We start from the raw sequence: 17,480 nt of genomic DNA, 5'->3' as shown, positions 1-17,480 counted from the left end.
CCGTACAAAATAATGGGTAGAGGGGTAGCAATAACCGGAATGGGTATTATTTCCGCCATTGGCAACAATGTGCAGGAAAATCTGCGGTCGCTTACTTCTAATAAAATTGGCATCTCAAAAATCACCCAAATTAAGACCATCCACGAGGATGAGATTATGGTGGGGGAAATTGAAGATACCAATCCTGTTCTGGAAAAAAAGCTTGGAATTGAGGCCAACCAATGGTCACGTACCGTGCTTATTGGTTCAATAGCAGCAAAAGAAGCCCTTGAAAGTGCAGAAATCACAGATATCAACGAAGTAAGTACAGGTTTCATTTCCGGCACCACTGTGGGCGGTATGGACAAATCTGAACAGTATTTCTATGACTACGAGAAAAACCCTGGAATAAGACAACATATTACTGGGCTGCACGCCGGGGACTCCACCAATAAAATAGCAAAATATCTAGGTCTTGAAAAAGGCTTTGTTACCACCATTAGCACGGCTTGTTCTTCTGCCGCCAATGCTATTATGCTAGGCGCAAGAATGATAAAATCCGGACAATTGGACCGTGTTATTGTTGGGGGAACGGATAGCCTTTCAAAATTCACTATCAACGGTTTTAAGACGTTGATGATTCTATCCGATACCTACAGTACACCTTTTGATGATAATAGAAAGGGATTAAATTTGGGTGAAGCTGCCGCTTACTTGGTTTTGGAGTCGGATGCCATGGTTCAAAAAAAACAGAAAAAGGTTTTGGGCTATGTTAAAGGGTATGGCAATGCCAATGATGCCTACCACCAAACCGCTTCCTCCGAAAATGGCGACGGCGCTGTTTTAGCCATGCAAAAAGCCTTAAAAGTGGCTGGACTTTTACCTGAATCTATTGATTATTTGAATGCCCACGGAACGGCGACACCCAATAACGACCTTTCCGAAGGTAGGGCCTTATTGCGTATTTTCAAGGATGGGGTACCAGAATTTAGTTCAACCAAGTCATTTACCGGACATACGTTGGCAGCTGCAGGAGGCGTTGAAGCTGTATATTCGGTTTTGGCACTACAAAACAACCTTATTTTCCCCAACCTGAATTTTCAAACCCCCATGAAGGAGTTTGACCTAACGCCCATAACCGAAACAAAAGAAAAGCCGTTACAAACGGTACTTTCCAATTCTTTTGGCTTTGGCGGCAACTGTTCCACACTAATTTTTTCTAAAGAGGCATGAAAAAACCGGTGTACATACAAAGTGTAGGCTCCGTTTCCGCGCAGAAAACATTTGACAGTTCCTCTTTTTTAGAGGATATTATTACGTATAATGACACCACGGTTCGTGTAATTGACCCCAATTACAAGGAATACATACCTCCCGCGGCGGCCAGACGTATGGCAAAAGGCATTAAAATGAGTACGGTAAGCGCAAAAAACGCACTCACCGAAGCCGACCTAGAAGAAAGGGAGGTAGATGCGATTATTGTAGGTACCGGTCTGGGTTGTATTGGAGACTCGGAAAAGTTTGTCAAGGACATAATCGATAACGATGAACAGTTTTTAACTCCTACCCGTTTTATTCAATCATCACATAATACCGTTGCAGGACAAATTGCCTTGGGAATGGGTTGCAAAGGACACAATTTTACCTACGTACACTCCTCCATTTCATTGGAATCCTCGCTATTGGATGCCAAATTGCAATTAGAAGAAGACGAAGCGCAGACCATACTCGTGGGTGCAGTTGATGAATTGGTAGACCATCATGTAAATACACACCACCTTATAGGACATATTAAAAAAGAGCCAACTGAAACTTTCAATGTACTAAAAAGTCAAACTAAAGGGGCTATTTTTTCTGAAGGCGCCCATTTTTTTGTGCTATCCAATAAGAAAAAAGCCGGAAGTTATGCCGAATTATTGGGTATAAAAACCTTTAACACCCTACAAATTGAAGAGGTAGAAAATGAAATCCTTCAATTTCTAAATGAAAATATCTTAGACCCGGAAGAAATAGATTTGCTATTATTGGGGAATAATGGCGATGTAGAATTTGATACGTACTACCAAACCCTGAATGAAGGTACTTTTGTAAGTCACTCAAAAGCGTACTTCAAACATTTAAGCGGGGAGTATGACACCGCTAATGGTTTTGGATTTTGGTTAGCCAACAAAATTCTAAAAGAAGGTGTAGTACCTAGTGCTGTTTTGAGGGATAACCATGAAATCACTAGCCCAAAAACCATCTTAATCTACAACCAATATAGAGGAGAAAACCACAGTCTACTTTTACTAAGGAAATGTTAGGCGGTCTGCTTACAAGAAGGGTAGTTTATCCAACTACGGCCCTGGTGCTAACAGCCTTAATTGCTTATGATTATTTCTACCACATACCTTGGTTCATATATGTACTGGTAGTCTTAACCTGGTTTTTAATTACCCTGTGCGGTTCCTTTTTTGTGCGTTGGAATTTTCACCTTACCTCTATCTCCTCTAATAAAAACATGGATAAAAATTGGGTATCCATTACGTTTGATGATGGCCCTGAGCCCAGTTTCACCCCAATAATGCTAGACCTATTAAAAAAGTATGAGGCCAAGGCTACCTTTTTCTGTATTGCCAACAAGGTTGAAAAACACCCAGACATAGTAAGAAGAATTATTGCGGAAGGCCATACAGTTGGCAACCATACCTATAGCCATTCCCGGTCTTTTGGTTTCTATGGGGTAACAGAAGTAGAACAAGAACTGCAAAAAGCCAAGGATACCATTAAAGAAATAAGCGGTCTCACAATGAATATGTATAGACCGGCATTTGGGGTTACCAACCCATCCATAGAAAAAGTGGTAAAAAAACTAAAAGTTGTCTCCATTGGCTGGAATGTACGTTCTTTGGATACTACGCCGCGTACAGAAAATATGGTCCTAAAAAGAATCACTTCCAAAGTAAAAAAGGGCGATGTAATTTTACTCCATGATACAAGCGATAAATCAGTAGCTGTTTTGGAACGGTTATTGGTATTTTTGCAGCAGAAAAATCTGCAATCTGTTCCTGTGGATCAATTGCTAGGAATCAAGGCCTATGTTCAAGACTAAAAATACGCGAAACAATATCAAAAGCTTCCTTTACTATTTATGCCTTAGCTTTTCATTTTGCGGAATGGCCCAAAGCCCCATGAGCGTGACAGAGGCCAACTATTTAAAGAATAAAGTAAAATCCTTGGCAGGGAACACTCAGACCATTAAAAGCGATTTTACCCAGTATAAGCATATAGACTTTTTGTCCAATGATATTGAATCCAAGGGAAAATTAACATTTAAAGAACCAGACCAGGTTAAATGGGAATACACCCAACCCTACACTTATTCAATAATTTTTAAGGACCAAACCGTTTATATTAATGATGATGGCAACAAGAAAAATTTGGATGTAGGCGGAAACAAATTGTTTGAACGCCTCAACAACCTTATTGCCAGCAGTATAAGAGGTGATATGTTCAATACCAATGAATTTGATATGGAGTTTTTTAAAGACGGTGATGAACAGCTTGTTCACTTTCTACCCAAAGACCCCCAATTATCAGAATTCATTAATGCCTTCCACATTAAGTTTAGCAAGATAGGCGATGTGGTAGAAGTAAAAATGATAGAGCCTTCTGGAGATTACACCCAAATTGTTTTTTCTAACAGAACTACCAATCAACCCTTATCAGATGCGGATTTTAGCCAGTAGTATTCTATTTATCTTCTTCGTCGCTTGTGCTTCCTTCCCTAAAAAACAACAGTTCACACAGGTTACTACCTCTACGCATAATATCATTAACCCTTATTTTTCAGATACTTCAAAAGATTATGTTTACAAGGCGAACATAGATGCATTTGGAAATTCCTTTGGCGGTTTATTCATTGTCAAAAAGATTGGTGAGAATAACCATAGAATGGTTTTTACCACGGAAATGGGAAATACCATTTTCGACTTTTCTATAAAAAATCAGGAGTTCACGATTCACAAAATCCTTAAGGATATGGACCGGAAAATTTTGTTGAATATTCTACAGCAAGACCTGACGGCCTTAGTTACCGAGAAATTGGAGGTATCACAGCACTACCAAAAAGGCCAGCAAACTCTTTCTGAATCACAGCTCCTATCCAAAAAACATTATTTTTACTTTCAACAAAACCAATTAAAGAGAATAAGCAGGACTAAAAATGGTAAGGAAAAAGTAGCCCACATTTTTAATAGTGTGGAGGGCGATTTCGCAAAATCCATTCAAATTATCCATAACAATCTACCACTACAGTTAACATTTAAAGCACTATAATGCAAAAGTTAAAACTTCTTGTTCTTTTATTGTTTTCAGGATGTCTGTACGCACAAGTGGGACCTGGAATAAAGCTAGGCTTGAACAGTTCCAACATTAGCAAAACGGCATTGGAACCTAAAAATGGTCTTTATGTTGGGGCATTTTTAAAAATACCTATCACGGATTATTACACTCTTCAACCAGAAATTTTATATTCCAACCAAGGGGGAGAATCCAATTCCATGGATTATGGAGACGTCAACATTAATTATCTATCCATTGGAATCCCTAATAAGTTTTACGTTACCCCCTTCAATGGTTTCCATTTTATAGTAGGCTTGAGCTTGGACATCAACTTAAAAAATAACTTTATCAACTTTACAAATTTTACGATTGATGAAGAAATATCGCCAGTAGATGTTGCGGTCCTGGGCGGCATAGGTTATGAATTTCCTTTTGGCCTAGCCCTTGAGGCCAGATATAAACAAGGCACTATAAGTGTAGATTTTCTTGGAAGTGATGATCTCTACGAGGAACCTGGCAGTAATTTAAACGGTGTATTCCAAGTAGGTGCCGCATATAAATTTAAATTGTAATTCATGTTAATTGAAGGCTTATATACTATTCTAGAGTTTAAAACCGATCAGGATCAACTGGAAGCATCGGTACAATTAAATAAAGACCATGAGGTTTTTGAAGGTCATTTTCCAGGCAATCCGGTTATGCCCGGTGTCTGTATGATTCAAATGATCAAAGAACTCACCGAAAAAAAGACCGAAAAAGAACTTTTTTTATCGGTAGCATCAAATGTAAAGTTCATGGCGATCATTAATCCTGAAAAAAATGACGTTATTCAGCTTCAATTACAAATCACAGAAAGTGAAAATCAATACAAGGTTAAGACCACCGTATCCTTTGAGGACACTCTGGCACTAAAATTGAACGCCACTTTTAAAACACTGTAACAACATGGGCCTAAAATTTCTGTTTGTCTCGCTTTTCTCCTTTACCGCCTTTTTTAGCGCGAACTCCATAGAAGAAATACGTGAAGCTTATATTGATGCAGCCCAGAGCGAAAAGGCCTTAAAGGAGTTATACAGTGATTTAACCTCAGTGGCTAAAAATGACGATCCTACCAAAGTAGCCTACAAAGGAGCCGTTACTACCATGATGGCACGATATGCCGATGGATATAAGGCCAAAAAAGATTACTTTAAAGATGGGAAAGAGTTGTTGGAACATGCCATAGAAGCAGATTCAAAAAATGTTGAAATACGCTGCCTAAGATTGAGTATTCAGGAAAATCTACCTAAAATACTAGGGTATCACAGAAACGTTGAGGAAGACAAGGACTACATATTAGAACATTATAAGGAACTTAAATCCCAAGGTGCCAAAAACTTTGTGAAGGGATATATTAAAAAATCTGAAAGTTTCTCGGAAGAGGAAAAGCAATTGTTTTAGACTTCCTAATCCTTATCTTTGAATTGGAACCAACATACGGGGCGCAACTACTTTAACGTACGAATGTAACCTCTAAAAAAGGATACTAATTCTTATGAATGGCAGTTATTCATGTACCCCCGTTAACTAAATGTGACCAATTTGCCAGTGAATACCCCTACTGTTCAAAAAGACATGGAGCTCCTTAATTGTTGCGTCCTTGTACCTACCTACAATAATGACAGAACCTTAAAACGGGTATTGAATGAAATTCTTTTGTACACGAAGGATATCATTGTGGTCAATGATGGAGCTACGGATACCACTTCAACTATTCTTAAAGATTTTAAGCAGATAGCGCAAGTACACCTATCCAAAAACCAAGGTAAGGGCAACGCCTTAAAAGTCGGTTTTGCAGAAGCGGTGGCCAGAGAATATGATTTTGCCATTACAATAGATTCTGACGGGCAGCATTATCCTGATGATATTCCTGTTTTTCTAGATGCCCTAAAAGAGGAAGAAACAAAAAATGTGCTTTATATAGGTTCTAGAAACATGAACCAGCATGACGTTCCAGGGAAAAGTAGTTTTGGCAACAAATTTTCCAATTTTTGGTTTTGGTTTGAAACAGGTATTAAACTAACCGATACCCAATGCGGTTTTAGACTTTACCCCCTTCATACCCTTAAAAACCTCACATTCCGCACCCCTAAATTTGAATTTGAAATTGAGGTAATCGTAAGGGCCGCATGGAGCGGAACGGAGGTAAAAAATCTGCCGGTAAAAATTTCCTATAACGAAGAGGAACGTGTCTCGCATTTTAGAACAGTACCGGATTTTGCACGTATCAGCGTGCTCAACACCGTGTTGGTAATGATAGCCTTAGTGTATATAAAACCTCGGGACTTTTTTAGAAGAATTAAAAAAAAAGGCTTTAAGCGATTCTTACTTGAAGATGTCCTAGGTCATACGGACAGTCCAAAAAAGAAAGCCCTTTCCATAGCATTAGGTCTTTTCGTTGGCTTAAGTCCGTTTTGGGGCCTACACACCCTATTGGTACTTGGTGGTGCCTTTTTGTTCAAACTTAACAAACCCATTGCCTTTGCTTTTAGCAATGTAAGTCTACCCCCTTTTATACCCTTTATTTTATTGGGAGGTTTACAAGTAGGCGGATGGATTCTAGGCGAGGAACAGTTTTTATCCCTAGAGAATTTAAAAGACAATTTATTGGCATTTAAGGGTGTGAAGGCGTATATAATCGGTAGCCTTATTTTAGCAGTTGGTGTTTCCGTTCTGGGCGGTTTCATTGGTTATTTTAGCCTCAATCAAATAGCCAAACGTAAAAAAATGAGCCTAGGAAATGGGTGATATTTTCTTAAGGACATATCAATGGATCGCCTCCAAAAAATGGATAGCGCTAACCGGATTTTTTCTGCTTTTAGTAGTATTGGGAACCATTATAAGACAGATTCAATTTGATGATGACATTAGTGCCCTAATACCTGTAAACGAGGAAACTCAACGAGTTCAAAAGCTGTTAAAATCCATCACATTTACGGATAAGATTATTGTCAACATCCGAAAAGGAAAAAAAGGCTCTACGGAGGACTTAACTACCTATGCAAGTGAGTTTTTAGACAGTTTAAATGCTTCCCAAGGCGAGTTCGTAAAAAACATCCAGGGCAAGGTAGAGAACAATGTCATCCAATCTACTTTTGACCTCGTCTACCAAAATCTTCCATTGTTCCTGGATGCCGAAGATTACCAAACCATAGAGGCCAAACTGGCGACTGATAGTATTGCAAAGATTACGGAAGCCAACTACCGCACCTTGATTTCACCAGCTGGTATCGTTGCCAAAAAAAATATTGTAAAGGATCCTTTAGGGCTATCTTTTATTGGGCTTAAAAAATTACAAAAATTAGGTTTTGGCGAAGGTTTTAAAGTGAAAAACGGCTTTTTATTGGATGCGAACGAGGAAAGTATCCTACTTTTTATCACTCCAACATTTGGTTCCAATGAGACCAATAAGAACGCCCCTTTTGCTGAAGCTCTTTACCAACTTCAAGAACAACTGAACAGCAAATATTCCAGTAAAGTTCAAATAGAATACTTTGGTGCCGCCCTAAGCGCCGTAAGCAATGCAAAACAGATAAAGCGTGACATTCAATTTACGGTAAGCATTGCTATGACCTTGCTCATATTATTGCTAATTATCTTTTATCGTAAGTGGGCCTTACCTTTTATTCTATTTGCACCGGCCTTTTTTGGTGGACTTTTGGCCATTGCTATCCTCGTTCTGGTACGAGAGGATATTTCCGCTATTTCATTAGGTATAGGTTCCGTCCTTCTGGGTGTCACCTTGGATTATGGACTGCATATTCTCACCCATTTGCGCGAAGGCAATACGGTTACTTCAGTTTATAAGGAGGTAGCGCCAGCGGTATTAATGAGCAGTCTCACAACGGCATCCGCATTTCTCTGCCTACTGTTTTTAAGTTCACAGGCCTTGCAGGATTTAGGTGTATTTGCGGCAGTTAGCGTATTAGGCGCATCGGTATTCGCGCTACTTTTTATTCCCTTGGCCTACAAACCCCAAAAGACGATTATATCCAAAAATACTGTTTTGGATAGATTGGCGGCACATTCGCTACATAGGAATAAATGGGCCATCATAATGCTGTTATTAATTACGGTCGCAAGTGTTTTTACCTATCAAAAGGTTAGGTTCAATAAGGACATTGCGAAGTTAAATTATGAGACCGAGGCCCTTATTGAGGCACGTGAGCGATTGGAAAAATTGACGGACATGGGCTCAAAGTCCATTTACCTAGCTACTTATGGAGACAATTTTCAGAAAGTTTTAGAACAGAATGACCAAATATATAACCAGCTGGATGAATTAAAAGCTGAAAACAAAGTACTCAACTTTGGCTCGATAAGCTCTTTGGTAAAATCGCATAAAATTCAAAATGAAAAAACAAATGCTTGGCGGCAATTTTGGTCACCGGAAAAAATAAAAAACCTAAATAACAATCTAGTAGAAACCGGGAACAGGTTAGGTTTCAAGGAAACCACCTTTGGTCCATTCTATTCTTATTTAAAGAAAGATTTTGGCAATTTAAGTATTGATGACGTAAAAAGCATAAGGGCATTTCCTGTGGAAGATTATTTGGTAAAGGACGGGGAAACAACTACGGTCACTTCTTTGGCAAAAATAAATGCGGAATATATAACAGAGGTCCGCCAAAAGTTTTCCAAAATGGAGAACACCCTTCTTATAGACAGGCAGCAAGTAAACGAGTCATTTTTAGGTAGTCTTAAAGACGATTTTAACGAGCTTTTGAGCTATTCCCTTATTGCGGTAATCGTAATTTTATTTCTTTTCTATAGGCGTTTGGTTTTAACCTTGATCACTGCTATTCCCATATTTCTTACTTGGTTTCTTACCGTTGGAATTATGGGGTTATTAGGCTTGGAATTCAATATTTTCAATATAATAATCTGCAGCTTCATTTTTGGTTTGGGTGTGGATTATAGCATTTTCATTACTAACGGACTACTTACGGAATACAGGACAGGAGAGCGTGCCTTGTCTACCCATAAAACTTCCATTATTCTATCCGTAATTACAACAATAGCTGGTGTAGGTGTGCTAATTTTCGCCAAGCATCCGGTTCTCTATACCATTTCTTCGGTTTCCCTTATTGGAATCTTTTGTGCCGCATTTACCGCTTTTATCGTGCAACCCTTATTGTTTCAACTTTTTATTGGTAATCGTAATAAAAGACCTATTAAGCCAAGAGTGCTCATCCATTCGCTATTGTCCTTCGCCTATTTTGATTTGGGCGGTTTCTTCCTAAGCCTTTACTCTTGGGGTTATTTAAAATTAAATCCCAAAGCGGCGAAGAACAAAAATATGGTACTTCACCGGCTAACTTCCAGTTTTATGAAATCGGTTTTGTACACCAATCCATTTGTAAAAAAGAAGCTACTTCATCTGGAAAGAAAAAAATTTGACCAACCGGCTTTATTGATAGCCAATCACAGTAGTTTTCTTGATATCCTGGTCATGGGAATGTTACACCCAAAAACCATTTATTTGGTAAAGGACCATGTGTACAATTCTAAAATAATAGGTAGTGCCGCCAGACTTTCAGGAGCATATCCTGTTTCCGGGGGAATCGAAGGTGGTGAAGCCCATTTAAGTGAAAAATTAAAGCAAGGATTCAGCATCATTGCCTTTCCAGAAGGATCTCGTTCCAATTCCAACAAAATTGGGAGATTTCACAAAGGAGCTTTTTATTTAGCGGAAAAACTGAATTTAGATATTGTTCCCGTAATGATTCATGGCGCATCCGAAGTCTCGCCCAAAGGCAGTTTCGTTATTAGAGACGGAAGTATAACAGCCAAATCCTTAGATAGAATTTCTCCTAAAGATTTACGATTTGGTGAAACATATACACAAAGGGCAAAACAGGTTGGCGCCTATTTTAGAAGTGAATTCAGGGCTTGGCGCAAGGAATTGGAATCACCTGTCTACTGGCATAAGACCATTTTGGAAAACTTTAGATATAAAGGTGATGCTCTCTTTAAATATGTGAGGGAAGATTTAAAAAAAAGACAAACTGCCTATCACCAACTAATGCACGAGCTGGCGGAGAAAGATCAGATAATGTACATCACCGAAAGAAATATACATCTTCCACTATTGCTTTCATTGGACTCCATTGACCGTAAATTTTTTGCATATATAGAGCAGGAACATGAAAGGTCTATTTTAGCCCATCATTATTTGACACACCGGTACAGTAAAACAATTGTGGAGGACAATTTGGAATCAACTTTCGAAAACAGAGGGACAACTTTAATTATTGAAAAGGAACTTTTTCCCCTGTCCAATATTCCAAATGAAATACTTTCTACTATTGGGACCATCGTACAATTTTCAGAAGAAAGAACTCCCCAAGTACCCTTAGGTTTCAAAGTTTTACTTCAAAATGATACCTTTATAATGCTCAAAAAAGATATCCAGTGAAGGAATTCTACGATGTAGTCATTGTTGGAAGCGGTATGGGAGGTTTGGTTACCGCCAATATCTTGGCTCGTGAAGGCAAATCAGTTTGCGTTCTGGAGAAAAACAATCAGTTTGGGGGTAATCTACAAACCTTTGTAAGGGAACGCACTATTTTTGATACGGGCGTTCATTATATTGGTGGCCTGGATGAGGGCCAAAACCTATACAGATATTTTGATTACTTAGGTCTTTTAGAGGGGCTTGACCTTAAAAAACTGGATATAGATGGTTTTGACATTGTAACGTTTGACAATGACGAGCAAGAATATCCTCATGCCCAAGGTTATGAAAACTTTATAGAGAAACTTACAAAACTCTTTCCAGAAGAAGAGGAAGCCATTCGTACATATTGTGAAAAGTTACAGGAAATATGCAATCGGTTCCCGTTATACAAGCTAGAACTGGGCAAGCCCTATCATAAAGATTCCGACCTTTTTAAAATTCCAGCGAAGGGATTTATCGATTCCCTAACCAAAAACGAGAAACTTCAAGCAGTTTTGGCCGGTTCTAATCTGCTTTATGCAGGCGACCCAGAAAAAACGCCATTTTACGTACATGCTCTTTCCGTTAATTCATTTATAGAAAGTGCTTATAGATGTGCGGATGGCGGAAGTCAGATAACCAAAATACTTATAAGAAAACTGAAAGAGTATGGAGGAGAGGCCTTTAAGCATCAAGAAGTTATAGGTTTTGATAGCCAAGATGGTAAAATTACCGCTGCCCGTACCGCCAAGGGGCAAATCATTAGAGGTGATATATTCATCTCTAATATTGAACCCAAAACTACCATAAAGCTTGCCGGTGAACACAACTTTAAAAAACCGTTCAATAGGCGTGTTGCGAATATGGAAAGTACTATTTCCGCCTTTAGCGTACACATAGTACTAAAACCAAAATCCTTCAGATACATTAACCACAATTATTACCATTTTAAACACCCTAACAAGGTTTGGACAGGAGCTGAATACTCTCAAAAAAGTTGGCCTGAGACTTATATGATTTCCATGGGTACCCGAAAAAATCAAGATGAATGGGCAGACCAACTCACGGCCATTACCTATATGAGGTTTGATGAAGTTGAGCCGTGGGCCAAGACTTTCAACACCGTAACAGCAAAGAATGATAGGGGACAAACCTATGAAGAATTCAAGGCCGAAAAGGCGGAAATCCTTATTGATCAGGTCGCTAAAAAATTCCCCAACCTTCGAGAATGTATACAATCCGTATACACCTCTAGCCCTTTATCCTACAGAGATTATATTGGTTGCAATCGAGGCTCTATGTACGGATACGTTAAGGATGTTGAAAACCCGTTACGTTCCTTTATATCTACACGAACCAAGGTTGAAAACCTATTCTTAACGGGACAAAGCCTTAATATGCACGGTATTTTGGGGGTAACCATTAGCGGTGTGGTTACTTGTTCAGAAATATTGGGCAGTGAATATCTCCTCCATAAAATAACGCATTGCAATTCTGAGAAAGACACTAAAATAAGCGTAGAATGAATACATTCAAGGTAAGTCCGGTCACCACAGTGGAGCATATTTCCAAAGAAGATTTTATCAAACACCACTATAAACCACAAAAACCCGTGTTAATCACCGGTTTGACCAAAGACTGGCCTGCTTTTGAAAAATGGAAACTATCGTATGTTCAAGAAAAGGCGGGAGATCAGGTTGTTCCTTTATACAATAATGAACCTGCCAAAGACAAGCAAAGTGTTTATGAACCCGTAAAAAAAATGAAGCTGTACGATTATGTAGAACTTCTTAAAACGGAACCAACGGACCTAAGAATTTTCTTCTACAATATTCTAAAAGAGATGCCAGAACTTTTGCAGGATTTTGAGTATCCAGACCTAGGTCTCAAGTTCTTTAAAAAACTTCCGGCCCTCTTCTTCGGTGGAGGAAAATCCAAAGTTTTTATGCATTATGACATTGATCTACCAGATGCCATGCACTTTCATTTTGACGGAAACAAAGAAGTAACCCTCTTTTCGCCAGAACAAACCCAATACCTATATAAAGTGCCTTTTTCCATTCATAATATAGAGGATATTGATATGGACAAGCCTGATTTTGATAAATATCCTGCACTCAAATATGCGGAAGGAATACGTGCAGAAATGAAACACGGAGATGCCCTCTACATGCCAAGTGGGTATTGGCACTCTATCAGGTACCTCAACGGCGGATTTTCTATGACCCTGAGGGCTTTACCCAGAAAACCATCTAGATTTGCAAACATGTTATATAATGTAATGATCATGAGGCACATTGATAACATTACGCGAAAATATGCAGGACAAAAGTGGTTGGATTATAAAGACCGATGGGCCATTAAACGCACAGAACGAACTTTGAAAGCCCAAAACCTTATTTAAAAATCCCGTCTCGTCTTGAAGTTTTTTACCTACATTTTTATCGTACTACTTTTGGCTTCCTGCGGAGTTTCCAAATCCTTAAAGGACCAACCCCAACTGAACTCATACGAAGTGAATGTACCCGAAAGGGTAAAAGTAAACGACACTACATTTCATCTAGACGATAACTTTCTTATTAAAAACCAGCATGGTCTTTGGGAGCTCTACATAAGCGGCAATGCCTATGAACTTGGACTTAAAAATGGAAAGCTCACTCAAGAACTTTTTAATGAACAGGAACATGTATTCGTAAAAAAGATAGACGAATTGGTACCTTCCAAAGGAAAACAAAAGCTGCTTAGAAAGTTCTTGGCATGGTTCAATAGAAAAATGTATTTGCATGTGGATGAACGCCTGAAGGCTGAACTTTATGGCATTAGTCAATATGCTTCATCAGATTACAACCACATTGCAGAGCCCTATCAAAGGGTGATGTACTTTCATGGGGCACATGATATTGGTCATGCCCTACAGGATTTGGCTTTGGTTGGCTGCTCTTCCTTTGCCGCTTGGGGAAACCATTCTGCGGACGGAAATCTTATCATTGCCCGAAACTTTGATTTTTATGCAGGCGATGATTTTGCCAAGAATAAGATTATTTCCTTTGTGGCCCCGGATGAAGGTCACAAATTCATGTCCGTTACTTGGGGAGGAATGATCGGTGTTGTTAGCGGCATGAACGACCAAGGATTAACGGTAACCATCAATGCCGGCAAATCTCAATTTCCCCTGGTAGCAAAAACCCCAATTTCTCTGGTTACTAGAGAAATTTTACAATTTGCCTCCAATATTGAGGAGGCTATTGCGATTGCCAAAAAAAGAGAAGTATTTGTGTCCGAATCTATTTTTGTAGGTAGTGCCAAAGATGATAAAGCAGTTTTAATAGAAGTCTCTCCGCAGAAATTTGGAGTTTATGAGGTTGACAATGGCAACCAGCTCATATGTTCCAACCATTTTCAGTCCAGCGCTTACGCCGATGATAAAAAGAATCAAAAACATATTTTTGAGAGTCACTCGCAATACCGCTTTGAACGTATGGAAGAGCTATTGGCCCAGACCCCAAAAGTTACACCTAGGAGCGCTGTTGACATTCTAAGGAACCGAGAGGGGTTGGATGATGAACTTATTGGATACGGCAATGAAAAGGCTTTGAATCAACTTTTAGCCCATCATGGAATAGTTTTTCAACCGGAAGAATTAAAAGTGTGGGTATCAAGCAATCCATTTCAATTGGGAGAATTTGTAAGCTATGATTTAAATGAAGTGTTTTCTTCAGAAAAACAAGCAGACAAAATTTCTACCGTTAACAATGCAGAAAAAACCATTGCGGCAGACCCCTTTGAAAATAGCTTGGCTTTTAAACATTACCAACGCTATAGAAAATTAAAGACCGAAATCTCCCAAGCTATTGCAGAAAAGAAAAATGTGGAACAAGGACAACTAAGCAATCTCATTGCTCTTAATCCTAATTTTTGGGAATCTCATTACACCGTGGGGCGTTACTATCAAGAAAAAGGTTACCTACGTTTGGCTTTGGAGTCATTTAAAAAAGCGCAACAAATGGAAGTTACAACCGTTCCCGATTTGGAAAATATTCAAAAACGGATTAAAAAACTAGAACGTTCCGTGAAGTAATCCCCAGTAATTTTCTAAAATAAAAAAGGACGGTAAACACCGCCCTTTCCAATTTAAATTCCGCAATTATTTTCCGAGCATCAACAACTCATTACATCTTACCTCGGTTATGTATCGCTTTTCACCTTCTTTGGTTTCATAGGACCTATGGGTAAGCTTACCTTCTACGGCTACCTGTTTTCCTTTTTCCAAATAGTTTTCAACAATGTCCGCGGTTTTTCCCCAAGCTACTACATTATGCCATTGTACATCTTCTACTTTAACTCCCTGCGCATTCTTATAGCTCTCGCTAGTGGCTATGGAAAATTTGGCAAGTTTACTTCCATTTTCCAGGGTTACAATTTCTGGGTCTTGACCCAAGTTTCCAATCAACTGTACTTTGTTTTTTAAGGCGTTCATAATATAAGTTTTACGTTAAACAGTTAATACTATCGGCATTCTTAACCACCGACACTGCAAACATAAAACGAGATTCAAACTACACTCGGTTATAAAACAATTACTTTCATTTGTAAACGTTTAAAAACTATTAAATAACTTATTTTCAATTATTTAATTTATTTGCATTACTTCTAATTTTATTACTAAAATAGGTCTCAACTAGCTTTAGCCAAAATTTCCTTAGTCCATTTTTTTGCTTAATTTGGTCCGTCTTAGCATCATTCGCAACCAATTAACCAATCAAAAACTGAGAACGTTTCTCCCATTACTAATTATCGTCCTTTGGGGTTCCTGCTCCCAAAAAAACACGATTGAAAACAGTCAAAATTCCGTTGACACAAACAGCGTTGCTTCCCAAATTGAACGCGCATATAATAAAGAATTTACGCTAAAGGAGAGGAAGGTATTCATTAACAAAGCTTACCAAGAACAATTGACTCTTGAGAATGACTCTGTCTTAGGCGAGGTTCTATCCTATAAGTCTTTTCTTCATTTTCAACTTCAGGAATTTGATAGCTTATTACATTATGGAAAATTGTTGGAAGCAAAAGAGTCAAAGATTCAGAATAATAAAGCTCTTGCAAAATACCATTACCTCTTAGGGTATTATCAATCCCAAAACACCCATAATTTTCCTGAGGCCGTTTTACACTACACCAAGGCCAAAAACTATCACTTAAAGTTAAAGGATAGTAACCAAGTGGCCCAAACCCTATTGAACATTGGTGTTATTCAAAAAGACCAAAACGACTTCTTTGGCAGCAAAGAGACCTTGGTAGATGGTTTAAGGTTTATGAAAGATTCTACCATGATTGCCCAATGCTATAATAGCTTAGGTACCAACCATAGAAAACTACTCAACTATGAAGAGGCCTTAGAGTCCTACCAACAGGCGATAAGAATTTCCAACAGTGCAATGGACAAATTGGTCTTTACCAATAATTTGGCAACGACCTATATTGATATTTCTAATTTTAAAAAAGCCAAACAGCTATTAAAAAGCATTGTACATGACAGTCTCCTTATAACGAATAACAGACAATATGCTCGAGTATTGGACAACCTCGCTTACGCACAATGGTTGAACGGAGAGAAAATAAAGGAAGAAAACTTTATAACTCCCCTTAAGATAAGAAGGATTCAAAAAGATTACCGAGGACAAATTGCCAGCTATACCCATCTAGCGGAATTTTCAAAGAAGCAGGAACCTTCAAAGACAAAAATCTATATAGACAGTGTCATTCACCTATCACAACGGTTGGGGATTCCAAGAGCAGAAATGGATGCCCTAACAATGTTATTGGATTTAGAACCCACTAACATCGCCTTAAAGAATAGGTATATCCAATTACAGGACAGTATCTATGCACAAGAATTAAAGGTTAAGACACAATTTGCCAAATACATCTATGACGATAAACAGAAGCAAGAATCTATTTTAAGATTAGAAAAAGCTCACGCGGAGCAAGAATTACAGACCATAAAATTCAAAAATCAACGTATCATAGCAGTAGCTACCTTAATTGTACTGTTGGTGTTTTCTATGTTTGCAGCCTATTTTTTCATCCAGCGGAACAAACATCTAAAGCAAGAGAGCAAAAATGCTCAATTACGGGCTATTTATGAAACGGAGGCGTCTCTTTCGAAGAAAATGCATGATGATTTTGGCTCCAAACTCAACCATGCAATGATTATGCTACAAAACAACCATCAATCCAATGACGTGTTAGACGTCATTGGTGATCTATATGACCAGAGCAGAAATTTCTCCAGAAAAATTAATGACGTAGATACAGGTACTAATTTCAAAGAGACGCTTTTTGGTATGATGGGCACCTATTGCCAAGACGCCCAATTGTTGGTTACCGGAAGTAAGGAAATTGAATGGAACGCCCTGTCTGATTTAACTAAAAAAACCATTTATAAAGTACTTCAAGAATTGATGATCAATATGAAGAAGCACAGTAAGGCTTCTTTAGTAGGTTTGCAATTTACGACCAAAAGCAAAGGTCTACTTATCGAGTATATGGATGATGGCGTTGGTGCCACGAAAAAAGACCTACTTAAAAAAAACGGACTCCTCATTACGGAAAAGCGTATTCTTTCCATTGGAGGAAGCATTACTTTTGAGTCCAACAAGGGAGAGGGCTTTAAAGCTCTCATTGAAATCCCCGGATAACA

At 38.5% G+C, this 17,480-nt stretch carries 15 protein-coding genes; 14 read left to right on the top strand and 1 reads right to left on the bottom strand.

Going from position 1 to position 17,480, the window contains the following annotated elements; genetic code table 11:
* The first annotated feature begins 12 nt into the window (after positions 1–12).
* From BIZ36_RS12410 to BIZ36_RS12350, 13 genes are all read left to right on the top strand, one after another.
* Positions 13–1,212: a beta-ketoacyl-[acyl-carrier-protein] synthase family protein gene (locus BIZ36_RS12410; RefSeq protein ID WP_187458232.1), complete on the top strand. Its 1,200-nt coding sequence runs from the start codon at positions 13–15 to the stop codon at positions 1,210–1,212.
* Positions 1,209–2,282, top strand: a complete 1,074-nt coding sequence (locus BIZ36_RS12405) for a beta-ketoacyl synthase N-terminal-like domain-containing protein (RefSeq protein ID WP_187458231.1) — start codon at positions 1,209–1,211, stop codon at positions 2,280–2,282. The genes BIZ36_RS12410 and BIZ36_RS12405 overlap by 4 nt, the downstream gene beginning before the upstream one ends.
* Positions 2,276–3,070 carry a polysaccharide deacetylase family protein gene (locus BIZ36_RS12400; RefSeq protein ID WP_187458230.1) on the top strand — a complete coding sequence of 265 codons (795 nt, stop codon included), beginning with the start codon at positions 2,276–2,278 and terminating at the stop codon, positions 3,068–3,070. The genes BIZ36_RS12405 and BIZ36_RS12400 overlap by 7 nt, the downstream gene beginning before the upstream one ends.
* Positions 3,071–3,149: 79 nt before the next feature.
* Positions 3,150–3,707 (top strand): flexirubin biosynthesis/transport protein LolA2, encoded by a 558-nt coding sequence (gene lolA2 / locus BIZ36_RS12395; protein ID WP_187458229.1) that lies wholly within the window; start codon positions 3,150–3,152, stop codon positions 3,705–3,707.
* Complete coding sequence (gene lolB2 / locus BIZ36_RS12390; protein ID WP_187458228.1) at positions 3,688–4,296, top strand: flexirubin biosynthesis protein LolB2; 609 nt, start codon at positions 3,688–3,690, stop codon at positions 4,294–4,296. Before lolA2 ends, lolB2 begins: the two co-directional genes overlap by 20 nt.
* The gene (locus BIZ36_RS12385; protein ID WP_187458227.1) at positions 4,296–4,874 is read left to right on the top strand and encodes a porin family protein; all 579 of its coding nucleotides are present in this window, start codon (positions 4,296–4,298) and stop codon (positions 4,872–4,874) included. The genes lolB2 and BIZ36_RS12385 overlap by 1 nt, the downstream gene beginning before the upstream one ends.
* Before the next feature lie 3 nt (positions 4,875–4,877).
* Complete coding sequence (locus BIZ36_RS12380; RefSeq protein WP_187458226.1) at positions 4,878–5,243, top strand: ApeI family dehydratase; 366 nt, start codon at positions 4,878–4,880, stop codon at positions 5,241–5,243.
* Between the two features lie 4 nt (positions 5,244–5,247).
* Complete coding sequence (locus tag BIZ36_RS12375) at positions 5,248–5,742, top strand: hypothetical protein (protein WP_187458225.1); 495 nt, start codon at positions 5,248–5,250, stop codon at positions 5,740–5,742.
* Between the two features lie 147 nt (positions 5,743–5,889).
* Positions 5,890–7,089 (top strand): DUF2062 domain-containing protein, encoded by a 1,200-nt coding sequence (locus tag BIZ36_RS12370; protein WP_353616839.1) that lies wholly within the window; start codon positions 5,890–5,892, stop codon positions 7,087–7,089.
* Entirely contained in the window at positions 7,082–10,759 is a 3,678-nt protein-coding gene (locus BIZ36_RS12365; RefSeq protein WP_187458224.1) for an MMPL family transporter, read from the top strand. Before BIZ36_RS12370 ends, BIZ36_RS12365 begins: the two co-directional genes overlap by 8 nt.
* The gene (locus BIZ36_RS12360; RefSeq protein ID WP_187458223.1) at positions 10,756–12,306 is read left to right on the top strand and encodes a phytoene desaturase family protein; all 1,551 of its coding nucleotides are present in this window, start codon (positions 10,756–10,758) and stop codon (positions 12,304–12,306) included. The genes BIZ36_RS12365 and BIZ36_RS12360 overlap by 4 nt, the downstream gene beginning before the upstream one ends.
* Positions 12,303–13,184 carry a cupin-like domain-containing protein gene (locus BIZ36_RS12355; protein WP_187458222.1) on the top strand — a complete coding sequence of 294 codons (882 nt, stop codon included), beginning with the start codon at positions 12,303–12,305 and terminating at the stop codon, positions 13,182–13,184. The genes BIZ36_RS12360 and BIZ36_RS12355 overlap by 4 nt, the downstream gene beginning before the upstream one ends.
* Positions 13,185–13,199: 15 nt before the next feature.
* A complete protein-coding gene (locus BIZ36_RS12350) occupies positions 13,200–14,858 on the top strand; it encodes a C45 family autoproteolytic acyltransferase/hydrolase (RefSeq protein ID WP_187458221.1) in 1,659 nt (552 codons plus the stop codon).
* 66 nt (positions 14,859–14,924) lie between these two features.
* Here BIZ36_RS12350 and BIZ36_RS12345 read toward each other — a convergent pair whose 3' ends face one another.
* Positions 14,925–15,257, bottom strand: coding sequence for a single-stranded DNA-binding protein (locus BIZ36_RS12345; RefSeq protein WP_187458220.1), 333 nt, complete (start codon positions 15,255–15,257; stop codon positions 14,925–14,927).
* Positions 15,258–15,492: 235 nt separating this feature from the next.
* Here BIZ36_RS12345 and BIZ36_RS12340 point away from each other — a divergent pair, with 235 nt between their 5' ends.
* Positions 15,493–17,478, top strand: a complete 1,986-nt coding sequence (locus tag BIZ36_RS12340; RefSeq protein ID WP_187458219.1) for a tetratricopeptide repeat-containing sensor histidine kinase — start codon at positions 15,493–15,495, stop codon at positions 17,476–17,478.
* Positions 17,479–17,480: the final 2 nt, after the last annotated feature.

The organism is Cytophaga sp. FL35 (genome assembly GCF_014349235.1).
In the GTDB taxonomy this organism is placed as follows: Bacteria; Bacteroidota; Bacteroidia; order Flavobacteriales; family Flavobacteriaceae; genus Euzebyella.
This window is presented reverse-complemented; position numbering and strand designations above follow the sequence as displayed.